Here is a 21,009-nt window from a genome sequence, read left to right on the forward strand (position 1 = left end):
CATTTCAACGTTTATGCGCCTCTCTCGCGGTGTGTCCGTAACGTTGTGCCCGCGTGTCGCGGGACTGCACCTACATTACGGCATTCAGGCCTAATAAGGCCTTTAATCCCAGCCGCTTGGCGTTTCTCCAACCTGCATGACGTGACCTGCCGACATCAGGAATCCGTGTGATTCCCCGTCTGCAGCGCCCGCGTCTTTTCAAACCTCGAAAGGACCTGGCGGCCTCATGGCGTCGGGGCGGAACCTCTATGTCTACTAAACAATCACTGGTTGAACAAAGCCTGTCATCGAAAGTCGATGATCTCCTGTCGCATGTTGGCGTGTGGCGTCTCCTCGGCGCCGTTGTGCTCGTGGTCTGGAAGAGACGTGAACGGATCAACAGCACCCGTCATCTCTCCAATCGCATGCGCCGCGATATGGGCCTTCCCGAAGAGCGGGAACGGTTGCCGCTGCCGCGCCATCCCCTGTGGATGGTCAAGTGGTAAAGGGAGAGGATGCTCCGGCAGCCATCTGCCGGGGCGTCCTGCCCATCCATTCGGAGGCAGTATCGTGATCACCCTTCGACCATTGACCCTTGCCGACATGGCCGAGGCGGCCCGTGTGCATCGAACATCCTTCGATGCACAACTGCCAAAACTTTCCGGCCTTCACACGCTGGCGGAAGACCGCGCCTATTGGCGCGATCATCTGTTTGCCACCTGTCATGTCTGGGGTGCAGAGGAGGCGGGTCGCCTCGTCGGCGTCATTGCCTATCGGGCCGGCTCCGTCGAGCAGCTTTATGTGCTGCCCGAGGCGCAGGGGCGGGGCATTGGCCAGACGCTTCTCGCAAAAGCAAAGGCTGAATATGACCTGCTCGACCTCTGGACCTTCCAGCAAAACACCCGTGCCCGCCGCTTTTATGAAAAACACGGCTTTGTCATCGTGGAAAAGACCGATGGGTGCGACAACGAGGAGCGAGCGCCAGACATACGCTACCGCTGGCAGCGCCTTGAGGATGGCGGCCTTCAGGCCGGGTTGGCGGCTACGTGATAGACCCGCAACCGGTGGCCATCGGGATCTTCGGCGGTGAACGTGTGGCCGAAATCCATCTTTTCCGGCGGCTGCAGGATCGCAACACCCTTGGCGCGCCAGTCGGCATGAACCGCTTCGACTTCGGCATCGCCGTCGCAGGTAAAGACGATTTCCGAGGCTCCCGTCTGTCCGGATGTTTTCGGGGAAACGCAGTCGGCCTTCCAGAGGCCAAGCCGGAAGCCACCGGGCAAGACGAACATGGCAAAGGTCGCGGAGTGCTCGACGGCGGCATGTCCGAGTAGGCGTTGATAGAATGCAGCACTTGCCGACAGATCTGCAGAATAGAGCAGGACGAAATTGGCGGGTTTCATGATTGTCTCCTTCGTTGTGACGAGGGAGGATCTATCGCGAGCTGCTGACAGAAACTGGCAGGAGTGTTTGCCCGTCGTGGCGAGACCTGACTGATTTCAGGGGATGGCCTGCGACGCCCGCCACTCCTTCAGCAGCACCGGCTTGCGGCGTGAATACCGTTGTCCTGTCTCTTCAAGGCTGATGATGCGGTCGGCGCGAAAATGGCGAAAATCTCGGCGCGTTTCACACCAGGCGATCATCACCCGCACATGATCGAAAAAGCCGAGCGCAAACGGCCAGACCACCCGCTGCGTCACAGCACCGGCCTGATCCTCATAGGTGATGGCAAGCGTGTGTTCCCGCCGGATGGCCAGCCGGATCTGGGTCAGGGCCTCCATGCCCGTGCCGGGTTGTTGCGCCGGCCCGACCAAAAGGTGGTGATCGTCCAGCCGGTCGCTGAGATCGTGCGGCAGAACGGCGGCGATCTTGGCAAGTGCGTTGTCTGCCGCCTGTCCGAGCGCGCCGCCGGTTCGTTTCGACACCCAGCGAACACCCAGCACCAGTGCCTCCAGTTCGTCCTGCGAAAACATAAGCGGCGGCAGCAGAAAACCCGGCTTCAGCACATAGCCCATGCCCGGTTCGCCCAGGATATCGGCGCCCTGTCCGCGAAGCGTGGCGATGTCGCGGTAGAGCGTGCGGATGGAAATACCTAATTCTTCGGAAAGCACATCACCGCTCACCGGATGCCGGTGCCGACGCAGGATCTGCAGGAGATCGAGAAGCCTGTCTGTTCGCGCCATCGATCTGCCTGCCCCCCAGATGCTCCAAACACTCCTGCCATTTTACGGCAGGAGTGTGCGAGCGCCAAGGGGCGCGCACTGTGGCCGATGTCAGTGAAGAGCAGGGGCTTGCACTTTTGTCGCCGCGGTGGCTTGCTGCTGTTTCATCGAGAGGGAAACGACGATGTCGATTGAAACCTGGCTTGCCTTCGTGGCCGCATCCGCGGTGCTTCTGGCCATCCCCGGCCCGACAATCCTGCTGGTGATTTCCTATGCGCTGTCGCACGGCCGCAAGGTGGCCATGGCAACGGTTGCCGGCGTGGCGCTCGGGGATTTCACCGCCATGACCGCATCGATGCTGGGCCTTGGCGCGCTTCTCGCCACCTCGTCGTTTCTCTTTACCGGGCTGAAATGGATCGGTGCGGCCTATCTGATCTATCTCGGCATCAAGCTGTGGCGGGCGCCGGTGTCGGAACGGCTGGCGGCTGCCGAGACCGAGGAGGCGGACGAAAAGCCGCTGAAGATTTTCCTGCACACCTATGTGGTGACGGCGCTCAACCCGAAAAGCATTGTGTTTTTCGTCGCCTTCCTGCCGCAGTTCCTGAAACTCGATCAGCCGCTTTTCTTCCAGATGGTGGTGTTCGAGACGACGTTTCTGGTTCTCGCCAGCCTCAATGCTGCCCTCTACGGTCTCCTCGCCTCGATGGCGCGCGACACGATCCGCAAGCCGAAAGTGCAGCGCATCGTCAACCGCACCGGCGGTTCGCTGATGATCGGGGCAGGGCTGCTGACGTTCGGCTTCAGGCGCGCGGCCTGATTGCGCATCCTTCAATTGCCTGTTGATGGGGACGTCTTTCAGCGCGCCGACTCGGTGAATATTTGCTAAAGCCCTTTTTGATGAGCGGGGCATCCCGCAGATAAGATGAGGTCGGCAGTGCAGGTAGGCATCGATATGGGAACTCTGTCCGGCGGGCAGCCGGCCAAGCTCGATATCGAGGAGCTTCTGGCGACGCGTCTTCTGGTGCAGGGCAATTCCGGTTCCGGCAAGTCGCATCTGCTGCGCCGCCTGCTGGAACAGTCTGCCCCCTGGGTGCAGCAGGTGATCATCGATCCCGAAGGCGATTTCGTCACGCTCGCCGACAAATATGGCCATGTGGTCGTCGATGGCGAGCGCACGGAGGCCGAACTTCTCGGCATCGCCACCCGCATCCGCCAGCACCGCGTCTCCTGCGTGCTGACGCTCGAAGGCCTTGATATCGAAGACCAGATGCGTGCCGCTGCCGCCTTCCTGAACGGGCTTTTCGATGCCGACCGCGAGCATTGGTATCCGGTACTGGTGGTGGTGGACGAAGCGCAGATGTTTGCGCCCTCCGTCGGCGGCGATGTCTCCGAAGACGCCCGAAAAATGTCGCTTGCGGCAATGACCAACCTGATGTGTCGTGGGCGAAAGCGCGGGCTTGCCGGCGTGATTGCCACGCAGCGTCTGGCAAAGCTTGCCAAGAACGTGGCCGCCGAAGCCTCCAACTTCCTGATGGGCCGCACCTTTCTCGATATCGACATGGCGCGCGCCGCCGACCTTTTGGGCATGGATCGCCGGCAGGCGGAAATGTTCCGCGACCTGAAGCGCGGCAATTTTGTAGCCCTCGGTCCTGCTCTGTCGCGCCGGCCGCTGCCGATCGTCATCGGTGACGTGGAAACCTCGGCGCGTTCGTCCTCGCCAAAACTGATGCCACTGCCTGATAGTGTCGCTGATGTGGAAGACCTGATCTTTACGCCCGACCCGGAAGAATTTACCCGTCCGATCGTGCGTCGTGCCGCACCCGCACCCCGCCCGACCACCGACATTCTGGCCGAACTGTCGCGCTCGACGCCGGCGGCAAGCCCGGTCGCGCCCGACCCTGGCCGGCCCTCGCAGCCGGAACTGTCTGCCGATGAACGCGAAGAGCGGATGGCCGCCGTTTTGTCCGAGATCATCGACGATCCGCAGGCCGCCTACCGCACCGATGCCGTTCTCTACCAGGAATTTCTGGTGCGCGCCCGCATGCGCCGCCTGCCGGGACCGCCGATGGCGATGGGCGAGTTTCGCCGCCGCGTGGCGATTTCGCGCGCAGGCGTCGATGAAGATACCGCGCAAAGCCCCGGCTGGCAGACGGCGCTTGATCTCTCGGCCCGCGTGTCCGACGATCTGCAGGGCGTGTTCCTGATGATGGCGAAGGCGGCACTGCTGGGCGAGCCTTGCCCGTCTGACATGCGCATCGCCAAAGCCTATGGCACCCATTCGGCACGGCGCGCGCGCCGGCTGCTCGGTTATTTCGAGGAGCAGGGCCTTGTCGTCTTGCATTCGGATTTCTCCGGCAAACGCATCGTCGCCTTCCCGGATCTCGACGTGCAGACCGCGCCCGGCATGGCCGATGCGACGGATGATGAGCCGGTGAAGCGCGACCGGTTCGCCGCCGAGTAATTTTTTGGCGGAAACGGGCAGCCCGTTGGCTGCCCAGCGGTCCTCAGGCCGCCTGCTCTTCCCAGACCTTCACCAGTTCTACAATCGTCTTCACCGACGTCTCCATATCCTGAACACTCACCCATTCGAGCGGCGAATGATAGGCATGGCCGCCGGTAAAGATGTTGGGGCAGGGTAGGCCCATGAAGGAGAGGCGCGAACCATCGGTTCCGCCACGGATGCTGTGGATTTTCGGCTCCAGCCCGACGCGGCGCGTGGCTGCGATGAGGTTGTCCATGATCTCAGGATGCTGGTCGAGCACGCGCTTCATGTTGCGATACTGTTCCTTGACCGAAAACGTGTAGGTGGAGCCGGGATAGGCGGCCATCACCTCTTCAGTGATCCCCTTCAGAAGCTCTTCCTTTTCGGCAAGGCCCTCATCCTCGAAATCGCGGATGATGAGGGAAAGTTTGGCACCTTCCATCGAGCCCGAGATGCCGACGGGGTGGATAAAACCCTGCTTGCCCTCGGTGGTTTCCGGCGCCTGATCCTGCGGCAGACGCGCGACGATGGCGCTGGCAATCTTGATGGCGTTTTCCATTTTTCCCTTCGCCGTGCCCGGATGCATGGCAACGCCCGAAATGGTGATGGTCACGCCATCGGCGGAAAAGGTTTCGTTCTCGATCTCGCCGATGGTCGAGCCGTCGAGCGTATAGGCAAAACGTGCGCCGAGTTTTTGAAGGTCCACCTTGTCGGCGCCGCGGCCGATCTCCTCGTCGGTGGTGAAGAGAAGTTTTATCGCGCCGTGCTTCACCTGCGGGTTGGCGAGAAGAAACTGCGCGGCCGTCATGATCTCGGCAATGCCGGCCTTGTCGTCGGCCCCGAGAAGCGTCGTGCCATCGGTGGTGACGATGTCATGGCCGATCTGTGCCTGAAGTTCCGGATGCTCGGAAACCCGGATCACCTGCGTGGTGTCACCGACGAGGCGGATATCGCCGCCCTGATAGTTTTTTACGATCTGCGGCTTCACGCCGGTGCCGGAAAAATCCGGTGCCGTATCCATGTGCGAGCAGAAGCAGATGACGGGCACGTCTTTATCGGTATTGGCGGGAACGGTCGCATAAACATTGCCGTGCTCGTCCAGATGCGCGTCCTCAAGGCCAAGCAACTTCAGTTCCTGCTCAAGGATGCGGCCGAGGTTCTTCTGCTTTTCCGTCGAAGGCTGCGTGGTTGATGTCGCATCCGACTGGGTGTCGATCACCACATAACGCAGGAAACGATCAAGAACGGTATCGGTGGGAAGAGACATGGGCGGCATCCTGTTTTGGCATGGGAGCGAGCCCAATCTATAGACCGCATCCGCCTTGGCGTGAACGTCTTGCCGTGAACGCTGGGCAACAAAAAACCGCGCCGGGGTGAGCGGCGCGGTTTGCTGGGGCAGGGTAGCCTTACGTGTCGGCCTCGACCTTGCCGTTTTCGATCGTGGCCGGCGTGTTGCGGGTCGCCCAGAGCGAGCCGAAGATACCGGCGGCGAGGATGGCGATCGTGACACTCAGCGACACCAGCGGCGGGATCTTGGCAAGGCCCAGCATGTCCGCAAGGAAGATTTTTGAGCCGATGAAGATCAGGACGACCGACAGCGCATATTTCAGGTAGGCGAAGCGGTGGATAAGGGCAGCCAGCGCAAAGTAGAGGGCACGCAGGCCAAGGATCGCGAAAATGTTGGAGGTGTAGACGATGAACGGGTCCGTGGTGATGGCAAAGATCGCCGGGATCGAATCAACCGCGAACACAAGGTCGGCGAATTCGATGAGAATCAGCGCCAGCATCAGCGGGGTAAGGTAGGTCTTCAGCTTGCCGGTCTTGTCGTCCGTCTGACGCACGAAGAACTTTTCGCCGTGCAGGCGGTCGGTGATCGGAAGGCGCTTGCGCAGCACTTTCAGGATCGGGTTTGCCTCGACATCATAAGGCTCGCTGCTGGAAAACAGCATCTTGATGCCGGTGATGATGAGGAAGGCCGCGAAGAGATAAAGAACCCAGCCATAGTTTTCGACGACGGCCGCACCGGCCGCAATCATGATGCCGCGCAGAACGATGACACCGAGGATACCCCAGAGCAGGACACGGTGCTGGTATTCACGCGGGATAGAGAAATAGCCAAAGATCATCGCGATGACGAAGATATTGTCCATCGCAAGGCTTTTTTCGATGACGAAGCCGGTCAAATATTCAAGGCCGGTCTGCTGGCCGAACTGGTACCAGACGAAGCCGCCGAAGAGGACGCCGAGCGTCATATAGAAGCCGGAGAGCAGAAGGCTCTCCTTGATGCCGATCTCCTTGCTCTTCTTGTGAAGAACGCCAAGATCCAGTGCAAGAAGAGCGATGACGATGAAAAGGAAGGTGAGCCACATCCAGACGGCGGCCCCCTGGAAATCAACCCAGAGAAAATCCATGACATTTATCCATGCCGGATCAAGTTGATTGATGAAGCACCGACATCACGGGTCGATCCGGCAGTCCACGTCAGAGGGGCCCGGTGCTGGGCAAGATCTGGGGATGGCAAAATTGTGGTTCAAGAGGGCTGGAACAAATTTTTTCCGTCATTCGTTGCCACCGTGCCGTCATGTGCATGGTGCCAAGCCGCAGGTAGCCCTGTCCCCACCCGCATCGGCCGCGGATGTTGACAATCTCATGACTTGCCCCTAAAGACCGCGCCAGCACCGGATAGCAATGTCCAGTGTTTCAACGACATGTCCCGTGGTTGTCTCCGGACGCTCCGTGAGAAACCTGTCAGAGGTGACCTTGAAAGAGGCGCTTCTTAGGAGGGCGTGTTTCCTGAAGGCTGGCCCCTCAAGGTCCGGCCTGACAAACTGTGAAAGGAAATGCGATGAGCAAGCGCGCTGCATCCAAGTACAAAATCGATCGCCGCATGGGCGAAAATATCTGGGGTCGTCCGAAGTCCCCGGTTAACCGCCGCGAATACGGCCCCGGCCAGCACGGCCAGCGCCGCAAGGGCAAGCTTTCCGACTTCGGCGTGCAGCTGCGCGCCAAGCAGAAGCTGAAGGGCTACTACGGCGATATCCGCGAGAAGCAGTTCCGCGCCACCTATGACGAAGCCAACCGCCGCAAGGGCGATACCGGCGAAAACCTGATCGGCTTGCTCGAGTCGCGTCTGGACGCCATCGTCTACCGCGCCAAGTTCGTGCCGACGGTGTTTGCTGCTCGCCAGTTCGTCAACCACGGCCACGTCACGGTCAACGGCGTTCGCGTCAACATCGGTTCGTACCGCTGCAAGGCTGGCGACGTGATCGAAGTGCGTCAGAAGTCCAAGCAGCTCGTCACGGTTCTCGAAGCCGTTTCGCTCGCTGAACGCGACGTTCCCGATTACATCGATGCCGACCACAACAAGATGGTCGCCACCTTCGTTCGTGTCCCCACGCTGTCGGACGTTCCTTACGCCGTCATCATGGAACCGAACCTGGTCGTCGAATTCTATTCGCGCTAATCATTTCGGAAAGCCGGCGCCTGTCGCCGGCTTTTCCCTTCAAAAGGGCCGCCTCGTTCTGCGAGGCGGCTTTTTTTATGCCGATCCGGCGGGCAAGACATAAAAAAAGCCCCGCTGCCTCATGGAGGCGGCGGGGCCTGATTGTGTCAGGTGGATTTCGTCAGGCGCTTTTGGCCGGTGCCGGGACGTCGGCTGGGGGTGCCGGGTCAAGCGATTGCGACGTGGCGACCGGGGCTTCCTTCGGCCCTTCGCCCATGCGGTTCCAGGCGTCGAGGCCGGCGATCTTGTAGGCCTCGGCAAGCGTCGGGTAGTTGAAGGTGTTTTCGACGAAATATTCGACCGTGCCTTTGAGGTTCAGCACGGCCTGGCCGATATGCACCAGTTCGGTCGCGCCTTCGCCGACGATGTGGACACCGAGAAGCCGGCGCGTCTTCAGCGAGAAGATCATTTTCAGGAGGCCTGAATCGAGGCCCATGATGTGGCCGCGCGAGGTCTCGCGAAAATGTGCAATGCCGGCTTCATAGGGAATGCCGCGCTGGATGACTTCTTCTTCCGTCAGGCCGCAGGTGGAGATTTCCGGAACGGCATAGATGCCATAGGGGAAATATTGCGGCGGCTCGTTGGCCTCCGCGCCCACCGCATGGCGGGCAGCGATGCGGCCTTGTTCCATCGAGGTGGAGGCAAGGCTTGGGAAGCCCACCACGTCGCCTGCGGCATAAATGTGCGGTACGGCGGTCTGGAACGTATCCGGGTCCACTTTCAGGCGGCCGCGGCTGTCGGCCTCAAGCCCGCAGGCGGCGAGGTTGAGCGTGCTGGTGGCGCCGACGCGGCCTGCGGCAAACAGCACCATTTCCGCCTGCAGCACGCGCCCGCTTTTCAGCGTCACGCGGCATTTGCCTTTCGGGTCCTCGCGCTCGACCTTTTCCACCGTCTGGCCAAAGATCAGCTTCATGTTGCGGTCGCGCAGCTGGTAGGCGAAATCCTCGACGATTTCCTTGTCGATGAAATCGAGCATCGAATCGCGCGGCTCGACCACGGTGACCTGCGTATCGAGCGTGCTGAAGATGGTGGCGTATTCTATGCCGATGACGCCGGCGCCGACCACGACCAGAGAACGCGGCACGGACTTGATTTCCAGAAGTTCATCGCTGTCGATCACCGCATCGCCGTCAAAGGGAATATGGGAGGGGCGATAGGGTTTTGTACCCACGGCCAACAGCACGGAAGCGGCCGTCACGCGCAGCACCTCGCCATCGACCTTTTCCACTTCGATCGTGTGGGGATCGACGAACTGGGCGCGGCCGCGCATCTGCTGCACGCGGTTGCGGGCAAACTGGTGTTCGAGAACCTCCACCTCATGGTCGAGCGTGATGAGCAGGCGGCGGCGCAGGTCTTCGGCGCTGATTTCCTGCTTCACCCGGTACGAGCGGCCGTAAAAGCCACGTTCGCGCCAGCCGGTGAGATTGAGCGCGGTTTCGCGCAGCGTCTTTGACGGGATCGTGCCGGTATGAACGGATACGCCACCCACCCGCCGGCCCTGTTCGATGACGAGAACCTTTTTCTCGAGCTTGGCGGCCTGGATCGCCGCGCGGCGTCCGGCAGGACCGCTGCCGATAACGATGAGATCGTATTGATACATGGGGTGCCTCGTCTTCAGGTGAGATGCTTATTGCAGCGCAACAAATGATTTCGGTCAAATGATAACGTCGATATCTGACCAATTTCTCTTCAGGTCGCGACGTTCCCAAAAAATATTGTGAGCAGATGCACAACATTTAAGCAAAATAAAACATGCTCAGATTTTGGCTTGACTTGTCGGTGTTTTTTGCCTGAAGATGAACCAATAGCAAATTGGTTCACGCAATGGTACCGACCCAGCCCCCCCTCGACAATGCCAATTATGCGCTGGAAAAATTGCGCGCCCTGCTTGGCGACGGCGATTTCGGTGCCGATGGCAAGCTGCCGACTGAGCGCGCCCTGTCCGAGCTTCTCGGCATTGGCCGCCGTGCGGTGCGCCAGGCGCTGGAAGTGCTGGAGGCGGAAGGGGCTGTCTGGCGGCGGCAGGGTTCCGGGACCTTTGTCGGACAGCGGCCGGAGGCTCTCGCCAGCGATGTCGGGGCAATCGTTGCCGGTACCGATTTTATGGAGATCATGGAGGTGCGCCTGCGCATCGAGCCGCAGCTGGCACAGCTTGCCGCCCTGCGTGCCAAGCCCTCCGAATTGGTTCGCATGCGTGAACTGGCGCGAAAAATCACCGAGAGCGACGATGCGGATGCGCGCGAGCTTTGGGATGGCGCCCTGCATCGCCAGATCGCCCAGAGCGCCCGTAACCAGCTGTTCCTGACGATTTTCGACGTGATCAATCACGTGCGCCAGAACGAGGCCTGGCAGAACATTCGCGAACGCGCCCGCACCGATGGCGGCAACACCATCGCCTATGCCCAGCACGCCGGCATTATCGATGCAATTGCAGCCCGTGATCCGGCAGGCGCCGGTGAAGCCATGCGCCAGCATCTTTTGATGCTGCAGGAGCGGCTGATCCGCGCCACCTCGCTTGATGTCATCGAACCCGCGGCCGCCCTCGGCGAGTTGGAGGTTGCGTCCTGAAAAAGGCCCGGGCGGTTTGCCCGGTATTGGGAAAGCCGGCGGAGACAAGCCGGCACCCGTGAATGCATGAATCCAGACCCAAAAAATCAGAGGAGAATGACCATGTCCCGTTTTCTGCGCCTTACCACGGCGCTTGCCTTCACCGCGCTGACAGCGCTGCCAGCCGCCGCCGTCGAGTTGAAGATCGGCCTGCAGGACGATGCCGACGTGCTGGACCCCGCGCAGTCGCGCACCTTCGTCGGCCGCATCGTCTATACCGCCATGTGCGACAAGCTGGTGGATGTGTCGCCGGACCTGAAGATCGTGCCGCAGCTTGCCACCGAATGGGCCTGGTCTGATGGCGGCAAGGTTTTGACCATGAAGCTGCGCGAGGGCGTGAAATTCCACGACGAGACCCCGATGGATGCGGCCGCTGTCGTTGCCACCATCGAGCGCAACCTGACGCTGCCGGAATCGCGCCGCAAGAGCGAACTGTCGTCGGTCGAAAAGGTCGAGGCATCAGGCCCGCTGGAGGTGAAATTCACCCTGAAAAAGCCTGACGTCACGCTTCTCGCCCAGCTCTCCGACCGCGCCGGCATGATCGTTTCGCCAAAGGCTGCCAAGGAACTCGGCGCCAATTTTGGCTCCAAGCCCGTCTGCGCCGGTCCGTTCAAGTTCGTGGAGCGCGTGCAGCAGGACCGCATCGTCTTGGAAAAGTTCGCCGACTACTGGAACAAGGACAATGTCTTCATCGACAAAGTCACCTACCTGCCGATCCCGGATTCGACCGTGCGCCTTGCCAACCTGCAATCGGGTGACCTCGATTTCATGGAGCGCGTCGCCCCCACAGATGCGGCCGCCATCAAGTCTGACAGCAAGCTCACCTATACCGATGTCGTCAACATCGGCTACATGGCGCTTTACGCCAACATTGCCAACGGCCCGCGCGCCGACAATCCGTTCGGCAAGGACAAGCGCCTGCGCCAGGCCTTTTCGCTGGCCATCGACCGCGATGCGCTGAACCAGATCGTTTATGAAGGCACCGCCGTCGGCGGCAACCAGCCATTCCCGCCGAACAGCCCGTGGTTCAACAAGGCGCTGCCTGTGCCGGCGCGTGATGTGGACAAGGCAAAGGCGCTCATCAAGGAAGCCGGTTTCGACCGCGTGCCCGTGGAGATGCAGATCCCCAATAACCCGGTGGCCCAGCAGATGATGCAGGTGGTGCAGTCGATGGTGGCGGAAGCCGGTTTCGACGTGCAGCTGAAGTCGACCGAATTTGCAACGCTTCTCGATGAGCAGACCCGCGGCAATTACCAGCTGTCGCGTTCCGACTGGTCGGGCCGGGTCGATCCCGATGGCAATATCCACCAGTTCATCACCTGCAAGGGCGGTATCAACGATACCAAATATTGCAACCCGAAGGTGGACGAACTGCTGAACGAGGCGCGTGCCTCCACCGATGAAGCCGTGCGCAAGGAAAAGTATGATGCGGCCAGCGTCATCCTCAACGACGACATGCCGATCATCTATCTCGGCCATCAGTCGTGGATCTGGGCGATGAAAAAGTCGGTCACCGGCTTCACCGCTTCTCCGGATGGCATGATCCGCCTCGTCGGCATGAAGAAGGGCTGATCGCCCTGACTTAGAAGACAAGAGGGAGGCCGAACGGCCTTCCGGGCGTCGCGGAGTTCAGCCTGCGGCGCCCTCCATCCCACCCTGTCCCCGTGAAGGATGGCCTTGATGCCTGTCTATATCGGAAAACGTCTGCTGGTCGCGATCCCGACTCTGCTGATCATCTCCATCTTCGTGTTTTCGCTGCAGAAGCTTCTGCCTGGAGATCCCATCCTTGCCATGGCCGGCGAGGAGCGTGATCCCGCGGTGCTGGAACTGCTGCGCGAAAAATACCGCCTGAACGACCCGATCCCGCTACAATATGTCCACTGGATCGGCGGCGTCCTGCAAGGTGATCTCGGCATTTCGCTGCGCACCAACCAGCCGGTGACGGAACTGATCGCGCAGAAACTGCCGGTCACCATCCAGCTTGCGATCATGTCGATGATCTTTGCCATTGTGATCGGCGTGCCCATGGGCATTCTGGCGGCGGTGAAGAAGAATACGGTGCTGGATTACGTCGCGAGCCTTGTTGCGCTGTCGGGTCTGTCGGTGCCGAATTTCTGGCTCGGCATCATGTTGATCCTTCTCGTTTCGGTAAACCTCGGCTGGCTGCCGGCCTCGGGCTTCGAATCGATCTTCGTCGATCCGGTGCGCTCGCTGCAGACGATGATCATGCCGTCCTTCGTGCTGGGCACCGCTCTTGCCGCAACCCTGATGCGCCATACGCGCTCGGCCATGCTCGGCGTGCTCTCGGCCGATTATATCCGCACGGCGCGTGCCAAGGGCTTGTCGCCGCGGGAAGTGATCCTCAGCCACAGCTTTCGCAATGCGCTGCTGCCTGTGATCACGCTGACGGCGCTGCTGTTTGGCGAACTGCTGGCAGGCGCCGTACTGACCGAGCAGATCTTTACCATTCCAGGTTTTGGCAAACTCATCGTCGATGCCGTGTTCAACCGCGATTATGCCGTCGTGCAGGGCGTCGTCATGTGTACCGCCGTTGGCTTTATCCTGATGAACTTGATTGCCGATATTCTCTATGTTCTCCTCAATCCGCGTCTGAGGGCAAGCCTATGACCATGATCGAACAGGCGCCGCTTTCAGGCAAACGCGAGGAAAGCCGGGCGTGGAAAAAGCTGAAATCCAGCCGCAGTGCGCTGGCCGGCCTCGTCATCATCCTGTTTTTCGTGATCCTTGCTGCCGCTGCCCCCATCCTGCCCATTCCTGATCCGGTGGCGACAAGCTGGTCGGCCATCCGCAAGGCGCCGTCTGCCGCGCATTGGCTCGGCACCGACGATCTCGGCCGCGACATTCTTTCGCGCATGATCTGGGGCGCGCAAGCCTCGCTGATGGCGGGCGTATTTTCCGTGGCGATTGCGGTTGGCATCGGCGTGCCCTTCGGCATTCTCGCCGGTTATTTCGGCGGCTGGGTGGATCTCGTCATCTCCCGCATCACCGAAGCGCTGCTCGCCATGCCCTTCCTCATCATGGCGATTGCGCTTGCCGCTTTCCTCGGGCCAAGCCTCACCAATGCGATGATCGCCATCGGGCTTTCCGCCATGCCGATCTTTGTGCGGCTGACGCGTGGACAGGTCCTGTCGGTCAAGCAGGAGGAATATGTCGAGGGCGCCCGCTCGGTTGGCCTCGGGCATATGGATATCATGGTGCGCTACATCCTGCCGAACGTGACGGCACCGATCATCGTGCAGGCAACGCTGACCATCGCGACGGCGATCATCGCCGAAGCGAGCCTCTCCTTCCTTGGCCTTGGCCAGCAGCCGCCGGCCGCCAGCTGGGGCTCCATGCTGAACGTGGCAAAGAACTTTCTCTCCCAGGCACCGTGGATGGCCATGTGGCCGGGTGCCGCGATCTTCCTCGTGGTGATCGGCTTCAACCTTCTGGGCGATGGTCTGCGCGATGCGCTGGACCCGCGCGAACACTGAGTGCAAAGGCAAACGATATGACTGATTTTACCACTCGGCCCGAAATCCTCGGCACGTTCGGTGTCGTCACCTCCACCCACTGGATCGCCTCTGCTGTCGGCATGAGCATTCTGGAAAAGGGCGGCAACGCCTTTGATGCAGCCGTTGCCACCGGCTTCGTGCTGCAGATCGTTGAGCCGCATCTCTGTGGCCCCGGCGGCGATATGCCGGCAATCATCTACTCGAAGAAGACCGACAAGGTGGAGGTAATCTGCGCGCAGGGACCGGCACCAGCTGGCGCAACCATTGAGCACTACACCTCGGAAGGTCTGAAGCTGATCCCGGGTGACGGCCTTCTCTCCACCGTCATTCCCGGCGCCTTCGATGGCTGGATGCTGATGCTGCGCGATTACGGCACCATGTCCGTGCGCGAAGTGCTGGAGCCAGCGATCTATTACGCCGAACACGGCCATCCGGTGCTGCCGCGCGTGTCGGCCACCATCAAGGGGCTGGCGGATTTCTTTGCCAAGGAATGGCCGACCTCGCACGAGACCTGGCTTCCCAGCGGTTCCGCGCCCGAGCCACATTCGAACTTCAAGAACCCGGTTCTTGCGGAGACGTGGAAGCGGATCATTTCCGAATCGGAAGCGAGATCCGGCCGCGAAGAGCAGGTCGAGGCTGTCCGCGATGCCTTCTATCGCGGCTTCGTTGCTGAAAGCATCGACACCTACCTGAAGACGGCCGAAGTGATGGATGCGAGCGGCATCCGCCACAAGGGCGTGCTGACCGCCGACGACATGGCAAACTGGAGCGCCACCATCGAGGCGCCGCAGACGTTTGATTACCACGACTGGACGGTCGCCAAGACCCCAGCCTGGGGGCAGGGGCCGGTGCTGCTGCAGTCGCTCGCCCTGCTGAAGGGCTTTGATCTCGCCGCCATGGACCCGACCGGCCCGGATTTCGTCCACCACATCGTTGAGGCGATGAAACTCGCTTATGCCGACCGCGAGGTCTATTACGGCGATCCAGAATTCAGTCAGATCCCGACGGACACGCTTCTCTCGGACGGTTACAACAACGAGCGCCGCAAGCTGATGGGGGCGGAAGCCTCGATGGAACTGCGCCCGGGCACGGTGCCCGGTTACGAGCACCAGCGTGACGCGACCATGGCGATGCTCGCCGAATTTTCCGGCAAGGGTGCGGTCTATGAACCCACCATGTCGCATCTCACCGAAAAGAAGGGCGATACCGTCCATATCGACGTCATCGACCGCTGGGGCAACATGGTCTCGACCACGCCGTCAGGTGGCTGGCTGCAATCCTCGCCCATCGTGCCGGGTCTCGGTTTTGCGCTGAATTCCCGCGCGCAGATGTTCTGGCTGAAGGATGGCCTGCCGACGTCGCTGGCGCCGGGCAAACGCCCGCGCACAACGCTGACCCCCTCGCTTGCGCTCCATCAGGGCCGCCCGACGCTCGCCTTCGGCACGCCCGGCGGCGACCAACAGGATCAGTGGCAGCTGCCCTTCTTCCTGCGCTATGTCCATCACGGCAAGAACCTGCAGGCCTCCATCGATGCGCCGCTGTTTCATACGACGCATTTCCCCGGCTCGTTTTATCCGCGCACGTCCGAGCCCGGCCATATCATGGTGGAAGCAGGCTTTGGCGAAGCGACCATTGCAGACCTTCGCCGTCGCGGCCATCAGGTGACGGTTGCAGACAACTGGACGGTCGGACGCCTGACGGCGGCCCGCCGGGACGCGGATGGATTGCTGCGGGCAGCCGCCACGCCGCGCCTGATGCAAGCCTATGCCGTGGGACGCTGAGCCATGACCTGGTCCATTGTTGCACGCGATCCTGAAACCGGCCATCTCGGCATTGCTGTTGCCAGCCGCTTCTTTGCCGTTGGTTCGGCCGTTCCCTATATGCGCGGCGGCATCGGTGCCGTCGCCACGCAAGCTTTTGTGAGTCCGCTCTATGGAACGGATGGGCTTGCCATGCTTGGGCAAGGCAAAAGCCCGCAGGAGATCATCGAGACGCTGACGGCGCGCGACGACGGCGCCCAGCAGCGGCAGTTGCACCTCATCGATGCAACCGGCCGTAATGCTGTCTTCACCGGTACCAAATGCATCGATTGGGCCGGGCATATCATCGAGGACAATGTATCGGTTGCCGGCAATATGCTGGCGGGACCGCAGGTGATCGAAAAGACGCTTGGCGCCTACAAGGATCTGGCCAGCGCCCCCTTTGCCGAGCGGTTGCTCGGCGCCATGGAGGCGGGCGAAGCGGCCGGCGGCGACAAACGCGGCAAGCAGTCGGCAGCGCTGACCATCTACCGCGATCAGGATTACGCCTGGCTCAGCCTTCGCGCCGACGACCATCCGGATCCGCTCGAAGAACTCTGGCGGCTCTATGATGTCGCGCAGGAGCGCTACATCCACGTGGCCGAGACCATGCCGACGCGGGATAATCCGCATGGCCTGATCGACCGCAGCGAAATCGACCGCAAGATCGCAAGCCTCGAGGCCGAACGCATCGCAAGCGGCCGCGACAGCGCATCCTTTGCCACGCCATGGAACCCGTCATGACCGCAGAACCGATCCTTTCCGTGCGCGATCTCACCACCGCCTTCCGTGCCGATGGTGGCTGGAAACCGGTGGTGAGAAACGTGTCCTTCGACGTCTCTGCCGGGGAGACGCTCGCCATCGTCGGCGAATCCGGCTCCGGCAAGAGCGTCACGTCGCTGTCGATCATGCGGCTTCTGGCGGAAGGGTCGAGCCGCATCGAGGGGGAAGTGATCCTCAACGGCCGCAACCTTCTGGCGCTCTCGGAAAAGGAGATGCGGGCGGTGCGCGGCAACGAGGTCTCGATGATTTTTCAGGAGCCGATGACCTCGCTCAACCCGATCTTCACCATCGGCCGGCAGATTTCCGAGGTGCTGACGCGCCACAAGGGCATGACCGCGACGCAGGCGCGGGCGGAAACCATCCGCATGCTGGAGCGGGTGCGCATCCCGAACGCCAACACCCGTTTCGACGAATATCCGCACCAGTTTTCCGGCGGCATGCGCCAGCGCGTGATGATCGCCATGGCGCTTGCCTCGCGCCCGAAACTGCTGATCGCCGACGAGCCGACAACGGCGCTTGACGTCACCATCCAGGGCCAGATCCTCGACCTCATCAAGGAGTTGCAGGACGAGGAAGGCATGGCCGTGCTGTTCATCACGCATGACATGGGCGTGGTGGCGGAAATTGCCGACCGCACCGTGGTGATGTTCCGTGGCGACGCGGTGGAAACCGGCCCGACCTCCGAGATTTTTTATCACGGCGAGCACCCCTATACCCGCGCGCTCCTGTCGGCGGTGCCGAAACTGGGTTCGATGGAAGGCCGCACAGCGCCCCTGCGTTTTCCGGTGGTCGACACCAAGACCGGGATTTCTGTGGCACCTGTCGAAAGCAAGGGAACCGTGTCCACCCAGCAGCCGATCCTCGAGGTGAAGAACCTTGTGACGCGGTTTCCGGTGCGCTCGGGCCTGTTCAGCCGCCAGACCGGTTCGATCCATGCGGTTGAAAACGTCTCCTTCGATCTGCGTCAGGGCGAAACGCTGTCGCTGGTGGGTGAATCCGGTTGCGGCAAATCCACCACCGGCCGCTCGATCATGCGGCTGATCGAGCCGACCTCAGGCGAGATCCAGCTCGATGGTTATAACGTGCGCGGTCTCGGCTCGCTGGAATTGCAGCGGATGCGCAAGAGCATCCAGATGATCTTTCAGGATCCGTTCTCCAGCCTCAATCCTCGCATGAGCGTGGGGCAGGCGATTGCCGAACCCTTCCTGAAACATCGTCTCGGCAACAGGGCAGAGGCGCGTGAAAAGGCAGCCTATCTGCTCGATCGCGTCGGCCTGTCCGGCGATATCATGGGGCGTTTTCCGCACGAGTTTTCCGGCGGCCAGCGCCAGCGTATTGCCATTGCCCGGGCGCTGTCGCTCGATCCGAAGGTGATCGTGGCGGATGAAAGCGTTTCGGCGCTCGATGTGTCGATCAAGGCGCAGGTGTGCAATCTGCTGCTCGACCTGCAGGAAAGCCTCGATCTCGCCTTTCTCTTCATCAGCCATGACATGGCGGTGGTGGAGCGCGTCAGCCATCGCGTGGCGGTAATGTATCTTGGCGAAATCGTCGAGATCGGTCCCCGTGCGGCCGTGTTCGAAAACCCGCAGCACCCTTACACGAAAAAGCTGATGGCAGCGGTGCCGGTGCCCGATCCCGCCCGTCGCGGCATTCGTCGGGGCATTTCCAATGACGAGCTGAAGAGCCCCGTCCGCCCTGTCGGCTTCGAGCCGCCGCAAAGACAGTACCGCGAAGTTTCTGCCGGACATCTCGTGCAGGTTGCCTGAAGTACGACGGTCAGTCTGCGATACCTGAAGGCCGCAGCGATGCCGCGGCCTTCAGACTGCTGACAAAGGGCTTTCAGCTTTTTTCCGTCATGCTCGGGCCTGTCCCGAGCATCTGCAAACGTTTGATTTGTTAGATCTTAGTAGATCCTCGGCACAAAGCCGAGGATGACGTCGTGGTGCGAGACAGGTTTGTCAACAAATCGAAGGCCGCGGCGGTGCTGCGGCCTTCGTCGTTTTGCCCGCCTGCATGGCCGCTTGACAGGCGACAAAAACCGGCTTTAACTCATTCGTATACAAACAATAAAAATACGAGGAACAGCCGTGTCTCAGCACTTGCCCCAGGCGGATAACGCCGGGATTGCGCCTGCACGTCAATCGGTTGTCGCCGGCATCGATGTCGGCGGCACGTTCACCGATCTCGTGCTTTTTGACGCCACAGCAGGCACGGTGCGGCTGGCAAAAGTCGCGACGACGCTCGACAACCAGGCTTTTGGCGTCATCCATGCGCTCGATGCGGCAGAGGCCGATATCGCTGGCCTCGATCTCATCGTGCATGGCACGACGACCACCACCAATGCGGTGCTGGAGCGCCGGCTCTGTCGCACCGGCTTCATCACGACGAACGGTTTTCGCGACGTGCTGGAGCTTGGACGGCGCACGCGCCCGCAGGCCTATGGCATGAAGGGCGATTTCCGCCCGATCATTCCGCGTGACCTGCGCCTTGAAGTGCCCGAGCGCATGGACGCGCGCGGCGATGTGGTGGTTGCGCTCGATGAAGATGCGCTTCGTGCTGCGCTGACGCGGCTGATCGAGATGGAGTGCGAGGCGCTGGTCATCCATTTCCTGCACGCCTATGCCAATCCCGCCCACGAGATCCGCGCCGGCGAGATCGCGAAAGACATCTGGCCGAACGGCAATATCACGCTTGGCCATGCACTTCTGTCGGAGAGCCGGGAGTATGAGCGGGGCGTCACCGCTGCCGTCAACGCCTCCGTGCAGCCGTTGCTGCGGCGTTATGTGGAGCGGCTGGCCGATACGCTGGCGGCACGCGGTTACCGGCATGACGTGCTTGTCATGAACGGCAATGGCGGCATGGTCTCTGCCCGGCATGTGGCCAACGAGGCGGCAAAGACGGTCATGTCCGGCCCCGCCTCGGGCGTCATGGCGGCTGCCTATACCGGTCGCCGCGCCGGCATGGGTAATCTCATCACCTATGACATGGGCGGCACCTCGACCGACGTGGCGCTGATCCGAAATGCCGAACCGACGGTCTCCAACGAGATCGAGGTGGAATATGCCATGCCGATCCATGTGCCGATGGTGGATGTGCGCACCGTCGGCGCCGGTGGCGGCTCGATTGCCCGCATCACGGCGGCGGGGCTTTTGCAAGTGGGGCCGGAAAGCGCCGGCGCAACCCCCGGCCCGATCTGCTACGGGCGCGGCGGTGAAAAACCGACGATTTCGGATGCCAACCTTCTGCTCGGGCGTCTTGATCCCGGCCGGCTCAGCACGGTGCCGGGAGGCGTCACCCTTCAGGATGTCAAAACTGTCTTTGGCATAACCATCGGCAAGCCACTCGGGCTCGATGCGATCGAAGCGGCGGCCGCCGTGATCCGCATCGCCAATGCCCGCATGTCGGATGCGGTGCGCATGGTGTCGGTGAGCCTTGGCGAGGACCCGCGCGATTTTGCGCTGTTTGCCTTCGGCGGTGCCGGGCCGCTGCATGCGTCGGCCATCGCCCGCGAGCTTGGTATTCCCAAAGTCCTGGTGCCGTCGCGGCCGGGCATTACGAATGCGCTCGGCTGCGTGGTGGCCGACCTGCGGCATGATTTCGTGCAGACGGTCAACAGGCCGCTGGCGATCGCCGATCTCGATATGGTGCATGCGATCTTTGCGCGCCAGAGCGCCGAGGGGCGAACGCTCATCGGCAAGGAGGCCGTCAGCGTCAGGCGTATCCGCGAAATCCGGTCCGTCGACATGCAGTTCATCGGCCAGACACATGTGCTGCGGGTGGTGCTTCCCGATGGAGAGCCGACGCGGGAAGATCTGCAGCGCCGGTTCGAAGAAGCCTATTTCGCCCGCTTCCATGTCGAGCTTCCACAGATCCGCGCCAATCTCGTCAACGTCAACACGTCCGTGATCGGCGAGCGCGAGGAGATCGATCTCTCCGCGCTGATCGACGCTGCCGGCCGTCGCGCGACCCTTGGGGATGCAAGAACCGGCAGCCGTTCCGTCTGGTTTGATGGCTTTGTCGAAACGCCGGTCTACTGGCGCGATCACCTGCCGGCGGATGCGGTGATTGCGGGACCTGCGATCATCGAGCAGATGGACACGACCATTCTCATCGAGCCCGGCGATACCGCCTCTCAGGACCCTGACGGCAATATCATCATCACGGTCGGAGGCTAAAACCC

18 protein-coding genes are annotated in these 21,009 nt (G+C 61.4%); 13 read left to right on the forward strand and 5 right to left on the reverse strand.

The features are described from left to right. The first annotated feature begins 248 nt into the window (after positions 1-248). Positions 249-485, forward strand: a complete 237-nt coding sequence (locus AC4CWF_RS07420) for a DUF1127 domain-containing protein (RefSeq protein WP_491284515.1) — start codon at positions 249-251, stop codon at positions 483-485. Between the two features lie 64 nt (positions 486-549). After that, positions 550-1,029, forward strand: a complete 480-nt coding sequence (locus AC4CWF_RS07425; protein WP_491284517.1) for a GNAT family N-acetyltransferase — start codon at positions 550-552, stop codon at positions 1,027-1,029. Here AC4CWF_RS07425 and AC4CWF_RS07430 read toward each other — a convergent pair. Beyond that, on the reverse strand, positions 1,005-1,382 hold the full coding sequence (locus AC4CWF_RS07430) for a VOC family protein (RefSeq protein ID WP_491284519.1): 378 nt from the start codon (positions 1,380-1,382) through the stop codon (positions 1,005-1,007). The genes AC4CWF_RS07425 and AC4CWF_RS07430 overlap by 25 nt on opposite strands. Before the next feature lie 96 nt (positions 1,383-1,478). Then, on the reverse strand, positions 1,479-2,162 hold the full coding sequence (locus AC4CWF_RS07435; RefSeq protein ID WP_491284521.1) for a helix-turn-helix transcriptional regulator: 684 nt from the start codon (positions 2,160-2,162) through the stop codon (positions 1,479-1,481). A gap of 163 nt (positions 2,163-2,325) precedes the next feature. On the opposite strand from AC4CWF_RS07435, the gene AC4CWF_RS07440 reads away from it, so the two are divergent. Together AC4CWF_RS07440 and AC4CWF_RS07445 are read left to right on the forward strand one after the other, a co-directional pair. Continuing rightward, positions 2,326-2,958, forward strand: coding sequence for a LysE family translocator (locus AC4CWF_RS07440; protein WP_491284523.1), 633 nt, complete (start codon positions 2,326-2,328; stop codon positions 2,956-2,958). 117 nt (positions 2,959-3,075) lie between these two features. Continuing rightward, positions 3,076-4,602 carry a helicase HerA domain-containing protein gene (locus AC4CWF_RS07445; RefSeq protein ID WP_491284525.1) on the forward strand — a complete coding sequence of 509 codons (1,527 nt, stop codon included), beginning with the start codon at positions 3,076-3,078 and terminating at the stop codon, positions 4,600-4,602. Between the two features lie 43 nt (positions 4,603-4,645). On the opposite strand, the gene pepT is transcribed toward AC4CWF_RS07445, so the two are convergent. Continuing rightward, complete coding sequence (pepT, locus tag AC4CWF_RS07450; protein WP_491284527.1) at positions 4,646-5,890, reverse strand: peptidase T; 1,245 nt, start codon at positions 5,888-5,890, stop codon at positions 4,646-4,648. 139 nt (positions 5,891-6,029) lie between these two features. Continuing rightward, complete coding sequence (locus AC4CWF_RS07455; protein WP_491284529.1) at positions 6,030-7,034, reverse strand: TerC family protein; 1,005 nt, start codon at positions 7,032-7,034, stop codon at positions 6,030-6,032. Positions 7,035-7,468: 434 nt separating this feature from the next. Between AC4CWF_RS07455 and rpsD the strand changes: the two genes are divergently transcribed. Further along, entirely contained in the window at positions 7,469-8,086 is a 618-nt protein-coding gene (gene rpsD, locus AC4CWF_RS07460) for a 30S ribosomal protein S4 (protein ID WP_491284531.1), read from the forward strand. Between the two features lie 160 nt (positions 8,087-8,246). Here the strand turns inward: rpsD and sthA are convergent, their stop codons facing one another. Next, positions 8,247-9,725, reverse strand: coding sequence for a Si-specific NAD(P)(+) transhydrogenase (gene sthA, locus AC4CWF_RS07465; protein ID WP_491284533.1), 1,479 nt, complete (start codon positions 9,723-9,725; stop codon positions 8,247-8,249). 224 nt (positions 9,726-9,949) lie between these two features. Here sthA and AC4CWF_RS07470 point away from each other — a divergent pair, with 224 nt between their 5' ends. From AC4CWF_RS07470 to AC4CWF_RS07505, 8 genes are all read left to right on the forward strand, one after another. After that, the gene (locus AC4CWF_RS07470) at positions 9,950-10,693 is read left to right on the forward strand and encodes a FadR/GntR family transcriptional regulator (protein ID WP_491284535.1); all 744 of its coding nucleotides are present in this window, start codon (positions 9,950-9,952) and stop codon (positions 10,691-10,693) included. 102 nt (positions 10,694-10,795) lie between these two features. Next, positions 10,796-12,304: an ABC transporter substrate-binding protein gene (locus tag AC4CWF_RS07475; protein ID WP_491284537.1), complete on the forward strand. Its 1,509-nt coding sequence runs from the start codon at positions 10,796-10,798 to the stop codon at positions 12,302-12,304. A 108-nt stretch (positions 12,305-12,412) separates the two neighbouring features. Further along, positions 12,413-13,360, forward strand: a complete 948-nt coding sequence (locus tag AC4CWF_RS07480; protein WP_491284539.1) for an ABC transporter permease — start codon at positions 12,413-12,415, stop codon at positions 13,358-13,360. Next, the gene (locus AC4CWF_RS07485; RefSeq protein ID WP_491284541.1) at positions 13,357-14,226 is read left to right on the forward strand and encodes an ABC transporter permease; all 870 of its coding nucleotides are present in this window, start codon (positions 13,357-13,359) and stop codon (positions 14,224-14,226) included. Before AC4CWF_RS07480 ends, AC4CWF_RS07485 begins: the two co-directional genes overlap by 4 nt. A gap of 17 nt (positions 14,227-14,243) precedes the next feature. Beyond that, a complete protein-coding gene (locus AC4CWF_RS07490; protein ID WP_491284543.1) occupies positions 14,244-16,028 on the forward strand; it encodes a gamma-glutamyltransferase family protein in 1,785 nt (594 codons plus the stop codon). 3 nt (positions 16,029-16,031) lie between these two features. Further along, positions 16,032-16,790, forward strand: coding sequence for a DUF1028 domain-containing protein (locus AC4CWF_RS07495; protein ID WP_491284546.1), 759 nt, complete (start codon positions 16,032-16,034; stop codon positions 16,788-16,790). Continuing rightward, positions 16,787-18,595 (forward strand): ABC transporter ATP-binding protein, encoded by a 1,809-nt coding sequence (locus AC4CWF_RS07500; protein ID WP_491284548.1) that lies wholly within the window; start codon positions 16,787-16,789, stop codon positions 18,593-18,595. The genes AC4CWF_RS07495 and AC4CWF_RS07500 overlap by 4 nt, the downstream gene beginning before the upstream one ends. A 321-nt stretch (positions 18,596-18,916) precedes the next feature. Beyond that, positions 18,917-21,004, forward strand: a complete 2,088-nt coding sequence (locus AC4CWF_RS07505; protein WP_491284550.1) for a hydantoinase/oxoprolinase family protein — start codon at positions 18,917-18,919, stop codon at positions 21,002-21,004. Positions 21,005-21,009 lie beyond the last annotated feature (5 nt).

Source organism: Neorhizobium sp. PAMB6630 (genome assembly GCF_058242775.1).

Excerpts from the sequence above, each read along its gene's own strand:
- AC4CWF_RS07420 (WP_491284515.1), top strand. The coding sequence starts at position 249 with ATGTCTACTAAACAATCACTGGTTGAACAAAGCCTGTCATCGAAAGTC.
- AC4CWF_RS07430 (WP_491284519.1), bottom strand. The coding sequence starts at position 1,382 with ATGAAACCCGCCAATTTCGTCCTGCTCTATTCTGCAGATCTGTCGGCA.
- AC4CWF_RS07435 (WP_491284521.1), bottom strand. The coding sequence starts at position 2,162 with ATGGCGCGAACAGACAGGCTTCTCGATCTCCTGCAGATCCTGCGTCGG.
- AC4CWF_RS07440 (WP_491284523.1), top strand. The coding sequence starts at position 2,326 with ATGTCGATTGAAACCTGGCTTGCCTTCGTGGCCGCATCCGCGGTGCTT.
- pepT (WP_491284527.1), bottom strand. The coding sequence starts at position 5,890 with ATGTCTCTTCCCACCGATACCGTTCTTGATCGTTTCCTGCGTTATGTG.
- AC4CWF_RS07455 (WP_491284529.1), bottom strand. The coding sequence starts at position 7,034 with ATGGATTTTCTCTGGGTTGATTTCCAGGGGGCCGCCGTCTGGATGTGG.
- rpsD (WP_491284531.1), top strand. The coding sequence starts at position 7,469 with ATGAGCAAGCGCGCTGCATCCAAGTACAAAATCGATCGCCGCATGGGC.
- sthA (WP_491284533.1), bottom strand. The coding sequence starts at position 9,725 with ATGTATCAATACGATCTCATCGTTATCGGCAGCGGTCCTGCCGGACGC.
- AC4CWF_RS07470 (WP_491284535.1), top strand. The coding sequence starts at position 9,950 with ATGGTACCGACCCAGCCCCCCCTCGACAATGCCAATTATGCGCTGGAA.
- AC4CWF_RS07475 (WP_491284537.1), top strand. The coding sequence starts at position 10,796 with ATGTCCCGTTTTCTGCGCCTTACCACGGCGCTTGCCTTCACCGCGCTG.
- AC4CWF_RS07480 (WP_491284539.1), top strand. The coding sequence starts at position 12,413 with ATGCCTGTCTATATCGGAAAACGTCTGCTGGTCGCGATCCCGACTCTG.
- AC4CWF_RS07485 (WP_491284541.1), top strand. The coding sequence starts at position 13,357 with ATGACCATGATCGAACAGGCGCCGCTTTCAGGCAAACGCGAGGAAAGC.
- AC4CWF_RS07490 (WP_491284543.1), top strand. The coding sequence starts at position 14,244 with ATGACTGATTTTACCACTCGGCCCGAAATCCTCGGCACGTTCGGTGTC.
- AC4CWF_RS07495 (WP_491284546.1), top strand. The coding sequence starts at position 16,032 with ATGACCTGGTCCATTGTTGCACGCGATCCTGAAACCGGCCATCTCGGC.
- AC4CWF_RS07500 (WP_491284548.1), top strand. The coding sequence starts at position 16,787 with ATGACCGCAGAACCGATCCTTTCCGTGCGCGATCTCACCACCGCCTTC.